11 protein-coding genes are annotated in these 15021 nt (G+C 66.8%); 3 read left to right on the top strand and 8 right to left on the bottom strand.

Annotated elements, in window-relative coordinates:
* Nucleotides 1-95: 95 nt before the first annotated feature.
* A complete protein-coding gene (locus LJ656_RS22090) occupies nucleotides 96-440 on the bottom strand; it encodes a hypothetical protein (RefSeq protein ID WP_230511518.1) in 345 nt (114 codons plus the stop codon).
* Between the two features lie 1382 nt (nucleotides 441-1822).
* Between LJ656_RS22090 and LJ656_RS22095 the strand changes: the two genes are divergently transcribed.
* Both LJ656_RS22095 and LJ656_RS22100 read left to right on the top strand, forming a co-directional pair.
* Nucleotides 1823-3259, top strand: coding sequence for a sigma-54-dependent transcriptional regulator (locus tag LJ656_RS22095; RefSeq protein ID WP_230511521.1), 1437 nt, complete (start codon nucleotides 1823-1825; stop codon nucleotides 3257-3259).
* Nucleotides 3260-3634: 375 nt separating this feature from the next.
* Nucleotides 3635-6328: a mechanosensitive ion channel domain-containing protein gene (locus LJ656_RS22100; RefSeq protein ID WP_230511523.1), complete on the top strand. Its 2694-nt coding sequence runs from the start codon at nucleotides 3635-3637 to the stop codon at nucleotides 6326-6328.
* 69 nt (nucleotides 6329-6397) lie between these two features.
* On the opposite strand, the gene LJ656_RS22105 is transcribed toward LJ656_RS22100, so the two are convergent.
* The 3 genes from LJ656_RS22105 to LJ656_RS22115 form a co-directional block, all read right to left on the bottom strand.
* On the bottom strand, nucleotides 6398-8662 hold the full coding sequence (locus LJ656_RS22105) for an ATP-dependent DNA helicase (RefSeq protein WP_230511524.1): 2265 nt from the start codon (nucleotides 8660-8662) through the stop codon (nucleotides 6398-6400).
* Nucleotides 8659-10545, bottom strand: coding sequence for a VRR-NUC domain-containing protein (locus tag LJ656_RS22110; protein ID WP_230511525.1), 1887 nt, complete (start codon nucleotides 10543-10545; stop codon nucleotides 8659-8661). The genes LJ656_RS22105 and LJ656_RS22110 overlap by 4 nt, the downstream gene beginning before the upstream one ends.
* Nucleotides 10546-10677: 132 nt before the next feature.
* Nucleotides 10678-11373: an endonuclease/exonuclease/phosphatase family protein gene (locus LJ656_RS22115; protein ID WP_230511526.1), complete on the bottom strand. Its 696-nt coding sequence runs from the start codon at nucleotides 11371-11373 to the stop codon at nucleotides 10678-10680.
* 376 nt (nucleotides 11374-11749) lie between these two features.
* Between LJ656_RS22115 and LJ656_RS22120 the strand changes: the two genes are divergently transcribed.
* A complete protein-coding gene (locus LJ656_RS22120; RefSeq protein WP_230511528.1) occupies nucleotides 11750-12493 on the top strand; it encodes a Crp/Fnr family transcriptional regulator in 744 nt (247 codons plus the stop codon).
* A gap of 185 nt (nucleotides 12494-12678) precedes the next feature.
* Here LJ656_RS22120 and LJ656_RS22125 read toward each other — a convergent pair whose 3' ends face one another.
* The 4 genes from LJ656_RS22125 to LJ656_RS22140 all read right to left on the bottom strand — a co-directional run bounded on the left by LJ656_RS22125 (nucleotide 12679) and on the right by LJ656_RS22140 (nucleotide 15018).
* A complete protein-coding gene (locus LJ656_RS22125) occupies nucleotides 12679-13020 on the bottom strand; it encodes a RebB family R body protein (protein ID WP_230511529.1) in 342 nt (113 codons plus the stop codon).
* A 69-nt stretch (nucleotides 13021-13089) separates the two neighbouring features.
* Nucleotides 13090-13422 (bottom strand): RebB family R body protein, encoded by a 333-nt coding sequence (locus LJ656_RS22130; protein ID WP_230511530.1) that lies wholly within the window; start codon nucleotides 13420-13422, stop codon nucleotides 13090-13092.
* A 123-nt stretch (nucleotides 13423-13545) separates the two neighbouring features.
* Nucleotides 13546-14232, bottom strand: coding sequence for a hypothetical protein (locus LJ656_RS22135; RefSeq protein WP_230511531.1), 687 nt, complete (start codon nucleotides 14230-14232; stop codon nucleotides 13546-13548).
* Between the two features lie 78 nt (nucleotides 14233-14310).
* Nucleotides 14311-15018: a hypothetical protein gene (locus LJ656_RS22140; RefSeq protein WP_230511532.1), complete on the bottom strand. Its 708-nt coding sequence runs from the start codon at nucleotides 15016-15018 to the stop codon at nucleotides 14311-14313.
* Nucleotides 15019-15021: the final 3 nt, after the last annotated feature.

Below are 15021 nucleotides of genomic sequence, written 5' to 3' on the forward strand. Positions count from 1 at the left end.
GAGATTCTTTTCGAAGGTGCTTTGCCGGTCGAACCGTCGTTGGCCGGTCTCGACCTCGCCGTGCCGCGACCCGCCGCGCTCAATGCCGTTGCGGGTCAATCGCCGCTGTCGGCGTCGGCGGCGGCGGCGTTGCCCGCGTCACGAAGGCCGTGAGCGCCGCCGTCCTCGTCGCGCGGGCGCCGTGGCGGCATTTCGTACAGTGCATCGCGCAGCAGTTCGTGACGCAGCTCCGCCTCGGTCTTGCGCCGCAGCGCATCGGCCACCACCAGCGCCAGCAGATCGACCGACGAAGCCGCCGACTGCGCGAAGAAGCGCGCCCGTGACGCCGTCACATAGCGCCGGTAGCTGTGCGCGGTAGCGCCCACCGCGGCCGGACTCGCCGACGCGCCCGGAAGCGCGGCCGCGTGTGCGACGGCCGGCTTGCGAATCAGTTGTTTCATGACACCCCCCGATCTCGGTTGGGATTGCGCCGGATCCGGCCGTCTCGCGCCGCCCGTCGCCGGTCCAGGCCGCCGTGCCCGTGCCAATGCACGGACACGGCACCCGGTACACCTCGTACATTCGTCTCTCTATGGAGACTATGGCCTCTCTCCTCGCTTTCTCGCGCCCGCTGGTCCCGGCCGGCGCGGCCCCTTGCATCGTGTCGGTGCGTCGCTCGCAAACGTTCTCTGCGCGTCACCTGTCGTTATCGACATTCCTTTTCGCGTCCGGCGGACAAAAAGTCGAAAAGGCAAAACGGCGAAGTCGCTGCCTGTCGTCGTCGGTTAAGAATGCCGATATGCAATCCGCCATTCATCCGTTTTTATCCGACATAAAAATCACAAGGCCTCGCCGCGCACCCGCAAAACCTGATGGCTTTCCCGCCCGGTCCGCGAGTCAGCTGTATTGCCGCCGCTCTTATTTATTGGTGGCTTCCCCGTACCGTTGAGCTGGCGGCAAACATTTTTTCTGTGCGCACCTTATTGCAACGGTTATGCCAGGCCCACCCGCGATCCCCGCGAAGCCGTGCGAGCCTTGAGCGGCCGCAACCGGCGCGCGAATGCGGCCGCCGCGCCGCCGGATCGAACCCGGCCAGCCGCGCACATTGATTCGTTCCTGACACGCGAATTCGCCGCCGCACGGTCGTGCGCGCCGCTGCGGCCGGCCGTGGCGCGGCCCCGCCGGGCCGGCCGCACGCGCTTTGCGCGGCAGCCGCGGCGAGCGGCGCGGCTCGCGCGGCACGGCCAGAGGCTTATGGCTGCGACTGCCCGAACTGTCGCATGTATGAAACACCGCGCTTCGACGCTTCTGAATTTATGTCACGCTTAAACCATCGCCGATTGCAAGCCAATGTGGGATGCGTCACATAAACGGGCTTGACTGCTTATTCCTTAGTGGTACGTCCGATTGCGATAACGAAAACGCGATTTCTTTATCCATATTTGTTTGTATGGCGCTTGCCCGTCGTTTCGCTTATCGTTAGACCATGCGCCAATCAGAGCGCCTGTATCAGGTCAACGAGGCAACTCGCGGTTCAAGTGGTTTTCACGATTCGGGGATAAAGTCGCCGGGCGGTTTCAGCAATGAACGCTATCGCATTGCATTGCACGATTCGCCCGTCCTCCAGCGCGTTGCGGTTCGCGCGCGCTCCCGGTGTTGCGAGCGCCGCTGCAGTGAATCAAACGCAGCCGGATTGCCGTGAGCAGTGAGTGCCGGCATTGCAGTACCAGGCCCGCAGCCGTGCGAACGGAGCGGGCTGAGCCGGCTGGCTGCAGGCCGCAAGCCGGCCGCCCGTCTGTCCAGTACGTCGCATAGCAGTCCGCAGCATTGAACCGGGGGAACCATGACTACAACTTGCACGCCTGCCGACATGGAACGCACCGTTCTCTATGTCGCGAATGCGCCCGACCCCAAACTCGTCGAATTTCTGGCCGCGTACGGGTGGCAGGCCGTGCACGCGAAAAGCACCGCGCTCGCCGAACGCATGATGGAGCGCGAGAACATCAAGGTCGGCCTCGTTCAGTTACCCGAAGCATGCACGTCGCAACAGTTGTCCGCGCTCGCGCTGTGCATGCGGCGCGTCGAAACCAACTGGGTCGCGCAGATCGTGCCGGGCCAGACGGACAACGAACTGATCAGCCGCTTCATCCTCGATTACTGCTTCGATTTCGTCACCCAGCCGTGGCTGAACGAACGGCTGGTGTTCGCGCTCGGCCATGCGCACGGGCTGTCGAGCCTGCGCCAGCCGCGGGTCGTGCCGGAGCCGTCGCTCGGCCGGCACGGCATGGTCGGCCAGTCGGAGCCGATGCAGCAGTTGTATCGGCGCATCGACAAATGCGGGGTCACCGACGCGCCGGTGTTCATCGCCGGCGAATCGGGCACCGGCAAGGAACTGACCGCGCGGGCCATTCACGAGCGCTCGCGGCGCGTGAGCCGGCCGTTCGTCGCGATCAATTGCGCGGCGATTCCGCCGAGCCTGCTGCAGGCCGAGCTGTTCGGCCATGAACGCGGCGCGTTTACCGGCGCGTTGCAACGCAAGATCGGCCGGATCGAAAGCGCGCACGAAGGCACGCTGTTTCTCGACGAAATCGGCGACATGCCGCACGAATGCCAGGCGGTGCTGCTGCGCTTCCTGCAGGAAGGCACGATCGAGCGGCTCGGCGGCAACGGGCCGATCAGCGTCGACGTGCGGGTCATTTCGGCGACCCACGTCGATCTGGACCGCGCGGTCGAAGACGGTCGGTTCCGCTCCGACCTGTATCACCGGCTGTGCGTGCTGCGCCTCGTCGAGCCGCCGCTGCGCGAGCGCGGCGGCGACATCAAGCTGCTCGCCAACTACGCGCTCAGCATGTACAAGCAGGACGGCGCGCGCAAACTGCGCGGGCTGTCGAGCGACGCGATCGTCGCAATGTCGAACTATTCGTGGCCGGGCAACGTGCGCGAGCTGATCAACTGCGTGCGCCGCGCGGTCGTGATGAGCGAGGGCCGCTTCATCACCGCGAGCGACCTCGGGCTGCCCGAGGCGGACAACGCGCCGGCCGTCACGCTGGCGGAAATCCGCAGCAAGGCGGAAAAGGATGCGATCGAGCATGCGCTGCTGCGGCACGGCTACAAGCTGTCGGACGCGGCGGCCGAACTCGGCGTGTCGCGCGCCACGCTGTACCGTCTGATGCACGCCAACCGGCTGCATCAGGAGCCGTCGGCCAGCCGCGCCGCGAATGGCGGCGGCGGTGCCGATGCCGACGACGAGTCGCAGCCGCACGCATCGTCGGTGGCCTGACCGCGCCGTTGCGCTGGAGCGCCGGGGCGCTGGGTGTGTTTCACACCCGGCGGCGCGCGCCGGCCTGAGCGCCACAACCGGACCCGGCCACAGCGCCGGCACCTCCTCCCAACGCCCAACCGGCTCCCCTCCCGCCGGACCCGGGCAGGCTTTGTGCTACCTTCCGACGAGCCTGGCGGCCGTCATCGGCAATCCTTACGAATTGCCTTCGTCACCCGCGACGGCCTCGTCGTATTGCTCTGAAACCCGCCCAGCCGCGCGTCGCGGCCGGAACTTGTACGCGCCGCGCGATGTCGGTTCTGGATCGCTTCGCTGAAACACGCACGCCGTTCCGGCACAATCTTCCGCTTTTGCCTGCTCCCCGCTTTACACCCTATGCAAAAACTATTGCGTGTCTGGTTCTTCGTTCTCCTGCTTGCCGGCGCGGCTCCCGCCGTCGCCGCGGCGGCGCAGACCACCGCCGCGACACCCGCTTCCGCCCCGGTCTCGCTGACGCCGGAACAGGCCCGCGAAGCGCTCTCCGTGCTCAACGATCCGAAACGCCGCGCGCAGGTCGCCGATACCTTGCAGGCGATCGCCGCCGCCGGCGCGTTGAGCGCGCCCCCCGCCGCCGCGCCGGCGGCCGCTTCGGCGCCGCCGCCGGCCAGCGGGGTCGCCGCGCTGGTGCCCGACGCGCTGAAATCCAATGGCCTCGCGTCGCAGATCGCACGTCAGGGCGCGCATTGGGTCGGCTATCTGGTCAAATCGCTGCGCGGCTCGGTCGCCGCGCTGTTCGACGTCGCGTCGGTGCGCGCGTGGTGGAACTGGCAACTGCACGATCCCCAGGCCCGCTCGACATTGTTCGACGTCCTCTGGTCGCTGCTCGCCGCGTTGATTCCCGCGCTGGTGCTCGAATGGATCGTCAAGCGGCTGTTGCGGCGCGCATATAAGGCGATCGCCGCGCGTCGCGAGCTCGGCCTGGAGGAGGACAGCGACGACGACAACGACCACGCCGAAGCGTCGCAGCCGCCGTCGAAACAGCCGCTCGCCCCGACCCCGCCGCCGGCCACGCCGGCCGAACCGGTGCCGACCAGCATGCCGCCGCTGCCGCCGGGCGTGACCCTGCCGCCGGCGCTCGAAGCCGAGGCGCAGGCCGTCGCGACCGGTCCGGCCGCGCCGTATGCCGCGCATCTGAGCCCGTCCGAACGGGGCCGCGCGAAAGAGGCCGAAGGCAAGCGCAACGCGACCCATCACTGGACGCTGCTGCAACGTCTGCCGCGCGCGCTGCTGATCACGCTGGTGCGGCTGGTGCCGCTCGCGGCGTTCGTCGGCGCGGCGAGCGCGCTGATGTCGATCTTTACCGGCAACGGCACGCCGCAGGACCGCGCGCTCGATTCGCTGATCGATATCTATGTGCTGTGCCGCTGCGTGGCGATCGCCGGCGCGTTCTTCCTGCAGCCGAGCGCGCCGCGTCTGCGCCTGCTGCGCATGAGCGATGCGTGGGCCGCGTACCTGCTCAAGTGGATCGTGCGGATCGTCGGCGTGGTCGGCGCCGGCGTCGCGCTCGCCGAGATCGCCCGGGTGCTCGGCCTGAACGAAGCCGCGCATCTGGCGCTGCTGAAGGTGGTCGCGCTCGTCGGCCACGTGCTGATCTCGATCCTCGTGCTGCAATGCGCGAAGCCCGTCGCGAACCGGATCCGCAAGCGCTTCTCCGCGCACGAATCGGTGCAGATGCTCGGCAACGCGCTCGCCGACGCATGGGCGTCGGTCACGGTGGTGATTGTGATGGCTCTGTGGTTCGTGTGGGCGTTCGACGTGCAGAACGGCTATCACGTGCTGGTCAACGTCGGCGGCATGACGCTCGCGATCCTGATCGGCGCACGGGTCGTGTCGATCGTCGTGTTCGGCGCGCTCGCGCGGCTCTTTCATGTGCAGGACGACGAAACGCGCTCGCTCGTGCATCAGCATGCGTACCGCTACTATCCGCTGCTGCGGCGCGTGATCGGCTGGCTGATCGGCATCGTCACCGCGCTCCTGCTGTTGCAGGCCTGGGGCGTGCACGTGGTCGCGCTGTTCCGCGCCGGCACGATCGGTCACCGGCTCGCATCGGCACTCGCGACGATCCTCATCGCCGCGGTCATCGCGCTGGTGGTCTGGGAAGTGGTCAACGTCGCGGCCGAGCGACGGCTCGACAACTGGACCAGCCGCGGCGACCTGGTGCGCGCCGCGCGGTTGCGCACGCTGATGCCGATGCTGCGCAGCGCGCTGTTCTGTCTGATCGCGCTGGTCGTCGTGCTGACCGGCCTGAGCCAGCTCGGCGTGAACATCGGGCCGCTGCTCGCGGGCGCGAGCATCTTCGGGGTCGCGCTCGGCTTCGGCTCGCAGAAGCTGGTGCAGGACTTCATCACCGGCATCTTCCTGCTGATGGAAAACGCGATGCAGGTCGGCGACTGGGTCACGCTCGCGGGCGTGTCGGGCACCGTCGAGTATCTGTCGATCCGCACGGTGCGGCTGCGCGGCAGCGACGGTTCGCTGTTCACAGTGCCGTTCAGCTCGGTGACGACGGTCAACAACACCAATCGCGGGATCGGCAATGCGGCGGTGCGGGTGAATATCGTGTTCGGTCAGGACGTCGAACGCGCGATCGACACGCTGAAGGAAATCGGCGCGTCGCTGCGCGAGGACGAGAAGTACAAGGACGGCATCCTGTCCGATTTCGCGTTCTGGGGCGTCGATGCGGTCGACGGTTCGGCGGTCACGCTGGCCGGTCAGATGCAATGCCGCGACACCTCGCGCTGGGGCGTGCAGCGCGAATTCAACCGGCGCATTCTCGAACGTTTCAGCGAGCGCGGCATCGAGATCGCGAATCCGCAGCGGCAACTGCTCACGTGGGATCCGGCCAGCAAGGCGGCCAAGGTCGTCTCCAGCGCGCCGCGCCCGCTGCCGCATCCGGCGGACGAAACCGCTGCGGACAAGGACGATACCCACAAGGGCGACGCGCCGGTCGACGATCAGATTCCGGTCGACCCGACGCCGGCAGGCGGCCCCGGTACGCCTGGCAATCCGGGCTCGACGTCGCCGCACGCGTGACGGTGTGACGGTGTGACGGCGTGACGGTAAGGGCCGGCGGCGGCCTGAACCGTTGCTCCGTCATCCTGATCAATCCACCCGCCACCAGGCCGGCAACAACCTGCGCACCTCGGGCCGGCGATAGCGGTCGTCGATCAGATGCACGACGCCGCGATCGTCCTCGGTGCGGATCACCCGCCCCGCCGCCTGCACGACCTTCTGCAAGCCCGGATACAGATACATGTAGTCGTAGCCGTTGCCGAAGCGCGCGTCGAGCGTGCGGCGCATCTGCTCGTTGACGTCGTTGATCTGCGGCAGCCCGAGCGTCGCGATGAACGCGCCGATCAGCTGCCGGCCGGTCAGGTCGATTCCCTCCGAGAACGCGCCGCCGAGCACCGCGAAGCCGATCCCCTCGTTCATGGTCCGAAAGCGCGCGAGAAACGCATCGCGCGCGGCTTCGTCCATGCCGGGCTCCTGGGTCCAGACCGGCAACTCGGGATGACGCTCGCGCAGCAGCGCGACGACCTGTTGCAGATAATCGAAACTGCTCAGGAAACCCAGGTAGTTGCCGGGCTGCGCGCGGTACTGTCCGGCGATCAGTTCGACGATCGGTGCGAGCGAGCGCTCGCGGTCGCGCCAGCGCGTCGACACATGGGCGGCCACCCTCACCTGCAACTGCTCGGCGCGAAACGGTCCATCGACGTCGAGCCATTGCGTATCGTCGGCGAGGCCCAGCGTGTCGCGATAGAAATGCTGCGGATTGAGCGTGCCGGAGAACATCACCGTGGTGCGCGCGGCCGCGTAGCGCGGCGCCAGAAACGGCGCGGGAATAACGTTGCGCACGCACAGCGTCGCGGTGGTTTTGTCGCGCGGCGCGTGGCGGTCGGTGCCGAGCGTTACGTCGAACATCGAGTGTTCGCCGAATTGCTCGGCGAGCGCGACGAACTGCATCGCATCGAAGAAAAAGCGCAGTGCGTGCTCGTCGATCGACAGCGGCGCGTCGGCCAGTTGTTCGGTGACCGCGCCAATCAGATTCTGCGCGGCCGTCAACAGCTTCGGCGCAACCGCGGGATAGACCTGATAGCGCACGCTCTGCGCGCGCTTGAGCGCGTTCCATTCGCGCTGCAGCCGTTCGAGCGGCTTGCGCAGCGCCGCCGGCGCGCTGGCCCGCGCGAGCCGGAACGCGCTTTGATCGAGCGACGCGCTGTACATGCGGCGCGCGCGTTCGAGCAGGTTGTGCGCTTCGTCGACCAGCACGCCGACGCGCCACTGGTTCAGCTGCGTGAGCGCGTACAGCATCGCGCTGCCGTCATAGTAGTAGTTGTAATCGCCGATGATCACGTCGGCCCAGCGCGCCAGCTCCTGAGCCAGATAGTACGGACAGATCTCATGCGCGAGCGCCGCGTCGCGCACCGCCGCCCGATCGAGCCGCGGCGTTGCCAGCGCGGTCACGCGCGCCGCGTCGAGACGATCGTAGAAGCCGCGTGCGAGCGGACAGGATTCGCCGTTGCAGGCTTTGTCGGGATGCTCGCAGGCTTTGTCGCGCGCAACCAGTTCCAGGGTTCGGAGCGGCAGCGCGGGCGAATTCCGCCGCAGCGTATCGATCGCCTCGAGAGCGAGCGCGCGCCCCGGCGTCTTCGCGGTCAGAAAGAACACCCGGTCGAGCCGGTCTTCGCCGCACGCCTTCAGCAACGGAAACAGCGTCGCGACGGTTTTGCCGATGCCGGTCGGCGCCTGCGCCATCAGCGGCTTGCCGTCGCGCGCCGCGCGATAGACGGCGACCGCCAGTTCGCGCTGGCCACGGCGAAATTGCGCATGTGGAAACTGCAACGCGGCGAGCGCCGCATTGCGCGCGGCGCGATGCGCGTCCTCCTGCACCGCCCAGTCGAGAAACCGTTCGCACTGCTCGACGAAAAAGATTTCCAGCTCGCGCGCGTCGTGCGACTGCGTGAGCACGGTTTCCTTCTGACTGCCGATATCGAAGTACACGAGCGCGACGGTCAGCTCGGCGAGCCCGCGCGCGCGGCACAGCAGGTGCCCGTACACGAGCGCCTGTGCCCAGTGCAGCGCGCGATGATTGGCCGGCATCCGGTCGAGATCGCCGCGATAGGTCTTCACTTCCTCGAGCCGGTTCGCGAGCGGATCGTAGCCGTCCGCGCGGCCGCGCACCGTCAAGGAGCGATGGCTGCCGCTCAGCGCGAGCTCGCTTTCGTAACCGGTGGCACGCCGCCCGGCGACCATCTGATGACCGGCGATCCCTTCGAGCGAGGTCGGCGCGGGTGTGAAGCGCAGATCGAGATCGCCGCGCCGCGCAGTGAATTCGCACATCGCGCGCACCGCCACCACGTAGCTCATGCGCCACGCTCCGCGATGGTTGACGGGCTGGCAACTGGCGCGCTCGCGTGAGCGGCTTCGCGTACCGCTTCATGCGAGGCTTCATGCGAGGCTTCCTGAGCCGCGTCATCGCCAGCTTCGGCCCAGCGCACGTCGATCACGCGCACCGGCATCCCGTGCTGCGCGCAGTACGCGAGCCAGCGCACCTGGTTGTCCTGCAGACGATCACCGGGGCCTTTCACCTCGATCAATTCGTAGCGACGCTCGGCCGGCCAGAAACGGATCAGGTCGGGCAGCCCCGAGCGATTGCCGCGAATGTCGCGCAGCAAGCGCTCGAACCACAGCTTCAGATGCGCGGCCGGCAGACAGTCGAGTGCGAGCGCGACGAGCTCGGGCGTGAGCAGCCCCCAGAACACGAACGGCGATTGCAGGCCGGCCTTGTCGCGCAGATGCCGGGCAATCGTGTCGCGATACGCGTCGCTATCGAGTTGCGCGAAACACTCGGCGAACTGCGCGGCGCGGCGCGCGTGAAAGTCCGGCGCGTGCAGATCGGCCGGCCGGCGCTGGAACGGGTGGAAAAACGCGCCGGGCAGCGCCGCGAATACCGGCTCCCAGCACAGCAGCCCAAACAGCGAGTTGATCAGCGCATTCTCGACGTAATGCACGGGCGCATCGGCGCTGCTCAAATGATCGCGCACCACGTATTCGACCGCGAGCGGCGCGACGGGCTTCGGCAGCACCAGCGTCGCGCGTTCGACTGGCCGCGCCGCGGCCGCGCGCGGCGCCGGCTCGCCCATTTTGCGCCGCAGCCGTGGCAACATCCGCGCGACCCGTTGCGCTTCTTCTTCGCTCTCCGGCGCGGCGGCCGCCTGCGCGGCGAGCGCGAACGCGGCGTCATTGCGCTCGCTGCGTTCGAGCACGCGAATGCGCCGATGCCGCGCGCCGGGCCACGCACAAGCTTCGTACACCGCGAGCGCAATGGACCACTGCTGGCGACGTTCGCAATCCTGACCGATACCGAACAGCAGTTTCGCGCGGCGCGTTTCGAGCCACGGATTCGCGGTGTCGATCGCGCGGACGGTTGCGATCAGTTCGAGCAGCGCGGCGCCGGCGTGCTCGTCTTCGTCTTCGTCGTCATGCGGGAGGGAGTCGAGTGCTTCGCGGCACGCGTGCAGCGCGAGATACACGTCGATGTCCGCGCGTTGCTGGAATGCGCGCGACGACGGTTCGAACGCGACTTTCTCGTACTGGAAGATGCCTAGATCCGCGAGCACGAATTCCGACCAGTCCTGATGCAGATTGCCGAAGAACATCAGCCGCAAGCGCTCGCACAGCGGCGCGATCGTGACGTGCAGTACGCGGTCGGTGCTCGCCGCGTGCCAGCCGGCGAACGCGCGCGGCGCGGCGGCGTGCGCGTCCGCGTCTGCGTTGTGCGCGCCATGCCCACCATGCCCGCCGTGACCTTCGTGCTGATGAAGTGCATGCAGCGTGGCCAGCAATTGCGGCTTACGCAGCGCCTTCGCACCGGGAATTCGCGCGATGCTGTCCGCGAAAATTTCCAGCAATTGCGCGCGGGTGCTGAGCGCGAACAGTTCGTCGAGCGACAGCAGCGGCGCGAGATCGATCCAGCCGTGCGCCGCGAGCGGCTGCGCCGCCAGCACTGGACAACCGATTTCTTCGTAGACGAGGCGGCTCGCGCGAAACAGCGTGCCGTCGCGCATCAGCATGCGCACCAGCAACGCGCGCGACGCTTGCGGCAAAGCCGCGAAAGTTCGCACAAACGCGTGTTCGTCGGTGTCGAGCAGATCGTCGTAACGCGCGGCGAGCCATGCAAGCGCGCGCTCGAAATTGACGAGGTAGTAAGGGACTTCGGAGCGGAACTCCGGGAAAGCAGCGGTTGCCACGGGGGTTTTGCGGGACCTGTATGTTTATACAGTGATGATAGCAAAGTCCGGCAGGGCGCCCCGGGGCCGCGGTCATTCCGGCGAGACGCCGCAACGGCCGCGACCGCGGTGCATGGAAAATACGTCCGCTCACTACCAGACGAAGACCTGCGGGTAATGATCGGAGCCGCTCGGCGCGCGGGTTTCCTGCCGATAGTTGAAGTTCTCCGCATTGGTGATCGCGTAATCGAGGATGCCGCCGCTTTCCTGAGTCGCGCGCGTGCCGCGTCTGATGCGGCCGGACGGAGGGCCGTCGAAATCGATCGCGGTCGGATCGGCGTTGAAGTCACCGACGCATGCCCACGTGCCGCCCAACGCCGCAATCTGGGCGATCTGCGCGTTGTTCCATGCGGAGGTGTCGGTCAGCGTGACGGAGCCGAATACCGGCGGGCTATGAATCGAATAGATCGTGATCGACGTGCCCAGGTCCGGATGGGTGACGCTCAGCCACGGCAGCGAGCGCGGATTATTCGGCGCGAAATCGTCGGACACGGCCGGCGCCATGATTCCGGTCGCGCTGATGCCGAGATTGCTGAGCACCGCGAGACTGCCCTGCCCCCACACGTTTTCCCAATACACGCATTCCATGAACCCATAGCCGAGCGCCAGATTGCCGGTATAACCGATAATTGAACCATCGCCCCCCACGATCGGCGTGCGGCCTTGCAAATGCTCGGCCAGCGATCCGCACTCCTGCAGACAGATAATATTGGCGCCGGTTGATTGCGCAACCTGATTTATCGACGGCACATTAACCGCGCCGCGCATATTCCACGTAGCAATGATCATCTTGTTCCTCCGGTGACGGACACGAAAGCGCCGGTCCTCGCGGGCCTGCGAGCCGGCTGCTCTGATGAACGGGTCAGCGCGCAGCTTGTGAACGCGCCGCGCGACCAGTCGACCGAGGTTTTCAATCCGTAATCGACGCTCCCGGAAAAATCTTGAAATAGTGAATAAAAAATCAAAATTCTTTATGAATTACCGATCAATGCGAAGCGAATAAAAATTCTTATTACCATTGCTGATCTCCGCAATCGACGGTGCGCTAAAAAGCAGCTGGCCGGTTCATTCAGACCGGCTTATTCGATTGATATGACGAAACGTTCACGGAACGCCGATCCGAACGTTCAACGTGTGTCGCGACAAGAAAATGACGGGGGCAAAATTGGCATCACACCGGACCGCACAATCGAACGCCGACGACTGCCTGGCGCTCTCGACTCGTCATGCCGTGCTGCAACGCTCGAAACTGTTTCGCGGCATGCCCGAGTCGCTGCTTCAACATGTTGCGACCCACGTCGTCGAGCGTCGTCTGGTTGACGGCGAAGCGCTGTTCCTGAAGCACGATCCCGACGACTTCGTCGCGCTGGTGGTGGCGGGCCGCGTCTACACGTGGCTCTACGGCCCCGACGGACGCGAATTGATTATCGACAGCGCCGAGCCCGGCGAAGTGGTCGGCGAAACCGCGCTGGTCGAACCGAACCGCCGCGAGGCAGCGGCGTTCGCGTGCGGCCCGACGCGGCTGCTTCTGCTGTCGCGCAGCCACTTTCCGCGCCTCACCGACGAGCCGATGTTCATTCAACGGCTGCTGGCGCTGCTGTGCGACAAGGTGCGCAAAGCCGCCGCGTTCATCGAATCGGCCTGTCTGCACCGGCTCGAATCGCGTCTGGCGCGCTATCTGGTCACGGCCGTCGATCGCCATGGCCGCGCGGAATTCGGCGGGGTCGTGGTGCCGTTGCCGGCGAGTCAAAGCAATCTCGCCGCGATGATCAACGCGAGCCGTCCGAAGCTCAATGCGCAATTGCAGACGTGGCGCCGCGAGGGTCTGGTGACCTGGACGCGCGATTCGCTGCTGATTGCCGATCTCGAACAGTTGCGCTCGGTCGCGCTGATTCCCGCCAGCCGCTAGAGGTGCTTGTTCGTCGCTGCTCGTCGCTGCTTGCCGCGCGCGGGTGCTGCGGGCACGACGCGCGCTACCGAGGCTTGCGGGTGCGGCCGTTGCGAGTCGAATTCGCTTCAGGTAAAGCAGCGTTCGTGCACGAGGCGCCCGTGCACGAACGCTGCCAACGCCAATCGGCGGTCTGCTCGGCCGGCTCAGATTGCGCTGGTTCGGGGCAGAGGCAGCGCGTTCAGCACCGTCAGCAGACTGGTCAGATTGTCCGACACGCCGGTTTGCGCGACCTTTTCGGTCGCGCCCGCGGCGGCCGTTGTGTCGAGCGAATAGACCTGCATCACCCCTTGGTTCGCCGCGGCTTGCGACAGCGTGTTCTGCTGCTGTTGCGCGGACACCGAGTTCTCGAACAGGATGCCGGTCGAGTGCGCCATCGTCTGGTACAGCGAGCCCATCGCCATTGCCGGCGCTTCCGCGACGACCTTGACGTTCGATTGCGTGACCGCATCGGTGATCTGGCTATTGACTGAAGTGGGAAATGCCATTGCGATGCTCCTCTATCGGAAGTGATTGAGCGCGACGCCGCTGCGGCATCCGCCCGGTTGCGTACGCGCCTAGCGGCGCAGGTCGCTGAACGCCTTGAAGATCGTCAGCAGACTGGTCAGGTTATCCGCGACGCCGGTCTGCGCGACCTTTTCCGTCGCGCCGGCGGCGGCCGTCGTGTCGAGACTGTAGATCTGCATCACGCCCTGGTTGGTCGCGGCCTGTGTCAGCGTGTTCTGCTGCTGTTGCGCGGACACCGAGTTCTCGAACAGGATGCCGGTCGAGTGCGCCATCGTCTGATACAGCGAGCCCATCGCCATCGCCGGCGCCTCGCCGACGACCTTCACGTTGGACTGCGTGACCGCATCGGTCACCTGATCATTGACTGAAGTGGGGAATGCCATCGTATGACTCCTTGTGCGTAGTGCGTGGCGACTGCCTCGCGGGTTACATGAACGTCCTGTGGCGGACTCTGTGAATCGGATAGGGGCCGGTGAGCGGGCCGACGGCTGCGCCGCAGCGCCTGCTCAGCGCATCACCGGCGGTGCCGTGCCTTGCGCGGCAAGCGTGTCCGGCGCGCCGGCGGCGCCGGCCGGCGCTGCGGCGCGCGGCGCGGTGGGGGGCAACGGCGCCGCGGTTGCCCGCGCGGCCACTGTGCCACCGGCTGGCGGGCCGCTGCCCGCCGGCCCGCCGGACGCGTGCTGGTTGAGCAGCGCCGCGAGCTGGCGTTGCAGCGGCCCGAAGTGCCGCTCGAAACATTGATCGACCTCGCTCTTGATCAGATTCGCGAGCCGGTCGGCAATTTGCGGCAACACCATCTGTACGCCCGGTGATGCCGCGTTCGCCGCCGGATTCAACGACGACGGCCGCAAGTCGTTCAGCGAGCGGGCCGCCTCGACGACTTTCAGGATCGCCCGCTCCTCGTTCTCGTATGCCTGCAACGCTTGCGCGGCGGTGCCTTGGAGTTTTTGCAGCACCTCGCGAATCGCGCTGTCGGAGCGCTGCTTCGCGTCGCTGACCGCCTGCGCGGCCTGCTCGCGAACCTTGGCGGCCGGATCGGCGGCAGGCTGCGCGGCCGGCGCGCGCTCGCCGTCGCGCCATGCGCGCCGGAACCGTTCGAGTTCCGCGAGTTCATCCGGCGTCAGCGCGCGCTTGAGCCAGTTCTCCGCAAACGAGCGCAACGCGGCTGAGGTATCTGCTTCGAGATCGCTCATCAGTATTCCTTTAGAAATATCCGGGAGGCCGACGGCGTCCACGCGTTCCGCGCGCGCCGCGCGAGCGAACCGGCGTTGCTATGGCTGACTGCTTTTCCGGTTCGCGAGCGTCGCGCTGTAGCGCGCGATACTCTGATCGATCTTGTCGATCGCGAAGCTCGCGGACTCCGCCTCGATCGCGCCCGCGGCCGCCGCGACCGCCGCCGCGGCGGCCATCAGCAAATCGGTGGCGAGCGCGCCGAGCGCGTCTTCCGCGGCGGCCGGGAGATTTTCGTTCGCGATGTCCTCGGTCATCTTCTTCAGCAACACCGCCTGGCTGGCCAGCGCGAGCTTGCTGACACCGTCGAAATAGTTCGCCGCCGATTGCGCGACGAGGCCCGACGCCTGGCTGATCATCATGTCGGGCGCGGTCGAGATCTGCGACGCCGCGTAGCTCGCCGTTTCCGCGTTGCTCAGTTGCACGGCCTGCACGATCTGGCTGTTCAGCGCGCCGGTCGGCGCAGCGGCGCCGGCTTGCTGCGCGAATGACTGCGAGCGCTGGGTCGACAGCGGGGCTGGCGTTGGCGTTGCGCTGTCGGCCGCGGCGGGGGTGTGCGCCGTTGCCGACGTGTCTGCGGGGACGGGCGTCGGCGCGGCTCCGGCACCTCCCTCAGCCGCCAAATGCGATACCGGCGGCTGCGCCGCGCCCGCAGCAGCTGCGCTACCGGACCCGGTCGCCGCGCCCGGCGTCGCCCCCGCGCTATCGGCCGGTTGAACCCGCTTCGTAAACATGTCCCAGAGTGCCATTGA

This window comes from Paraburkholderia sejongensis, from assembly GCF_020880815.1.
In the GTDB taxonomy this organism is placed as follows: domain Bacteria; phylum Pseudomonadota; class Gammaproteobacteria; order Burkholderiales; family Burkholderiaceae; genus Paraburkholderia; species Paraburkholderia sejongensis.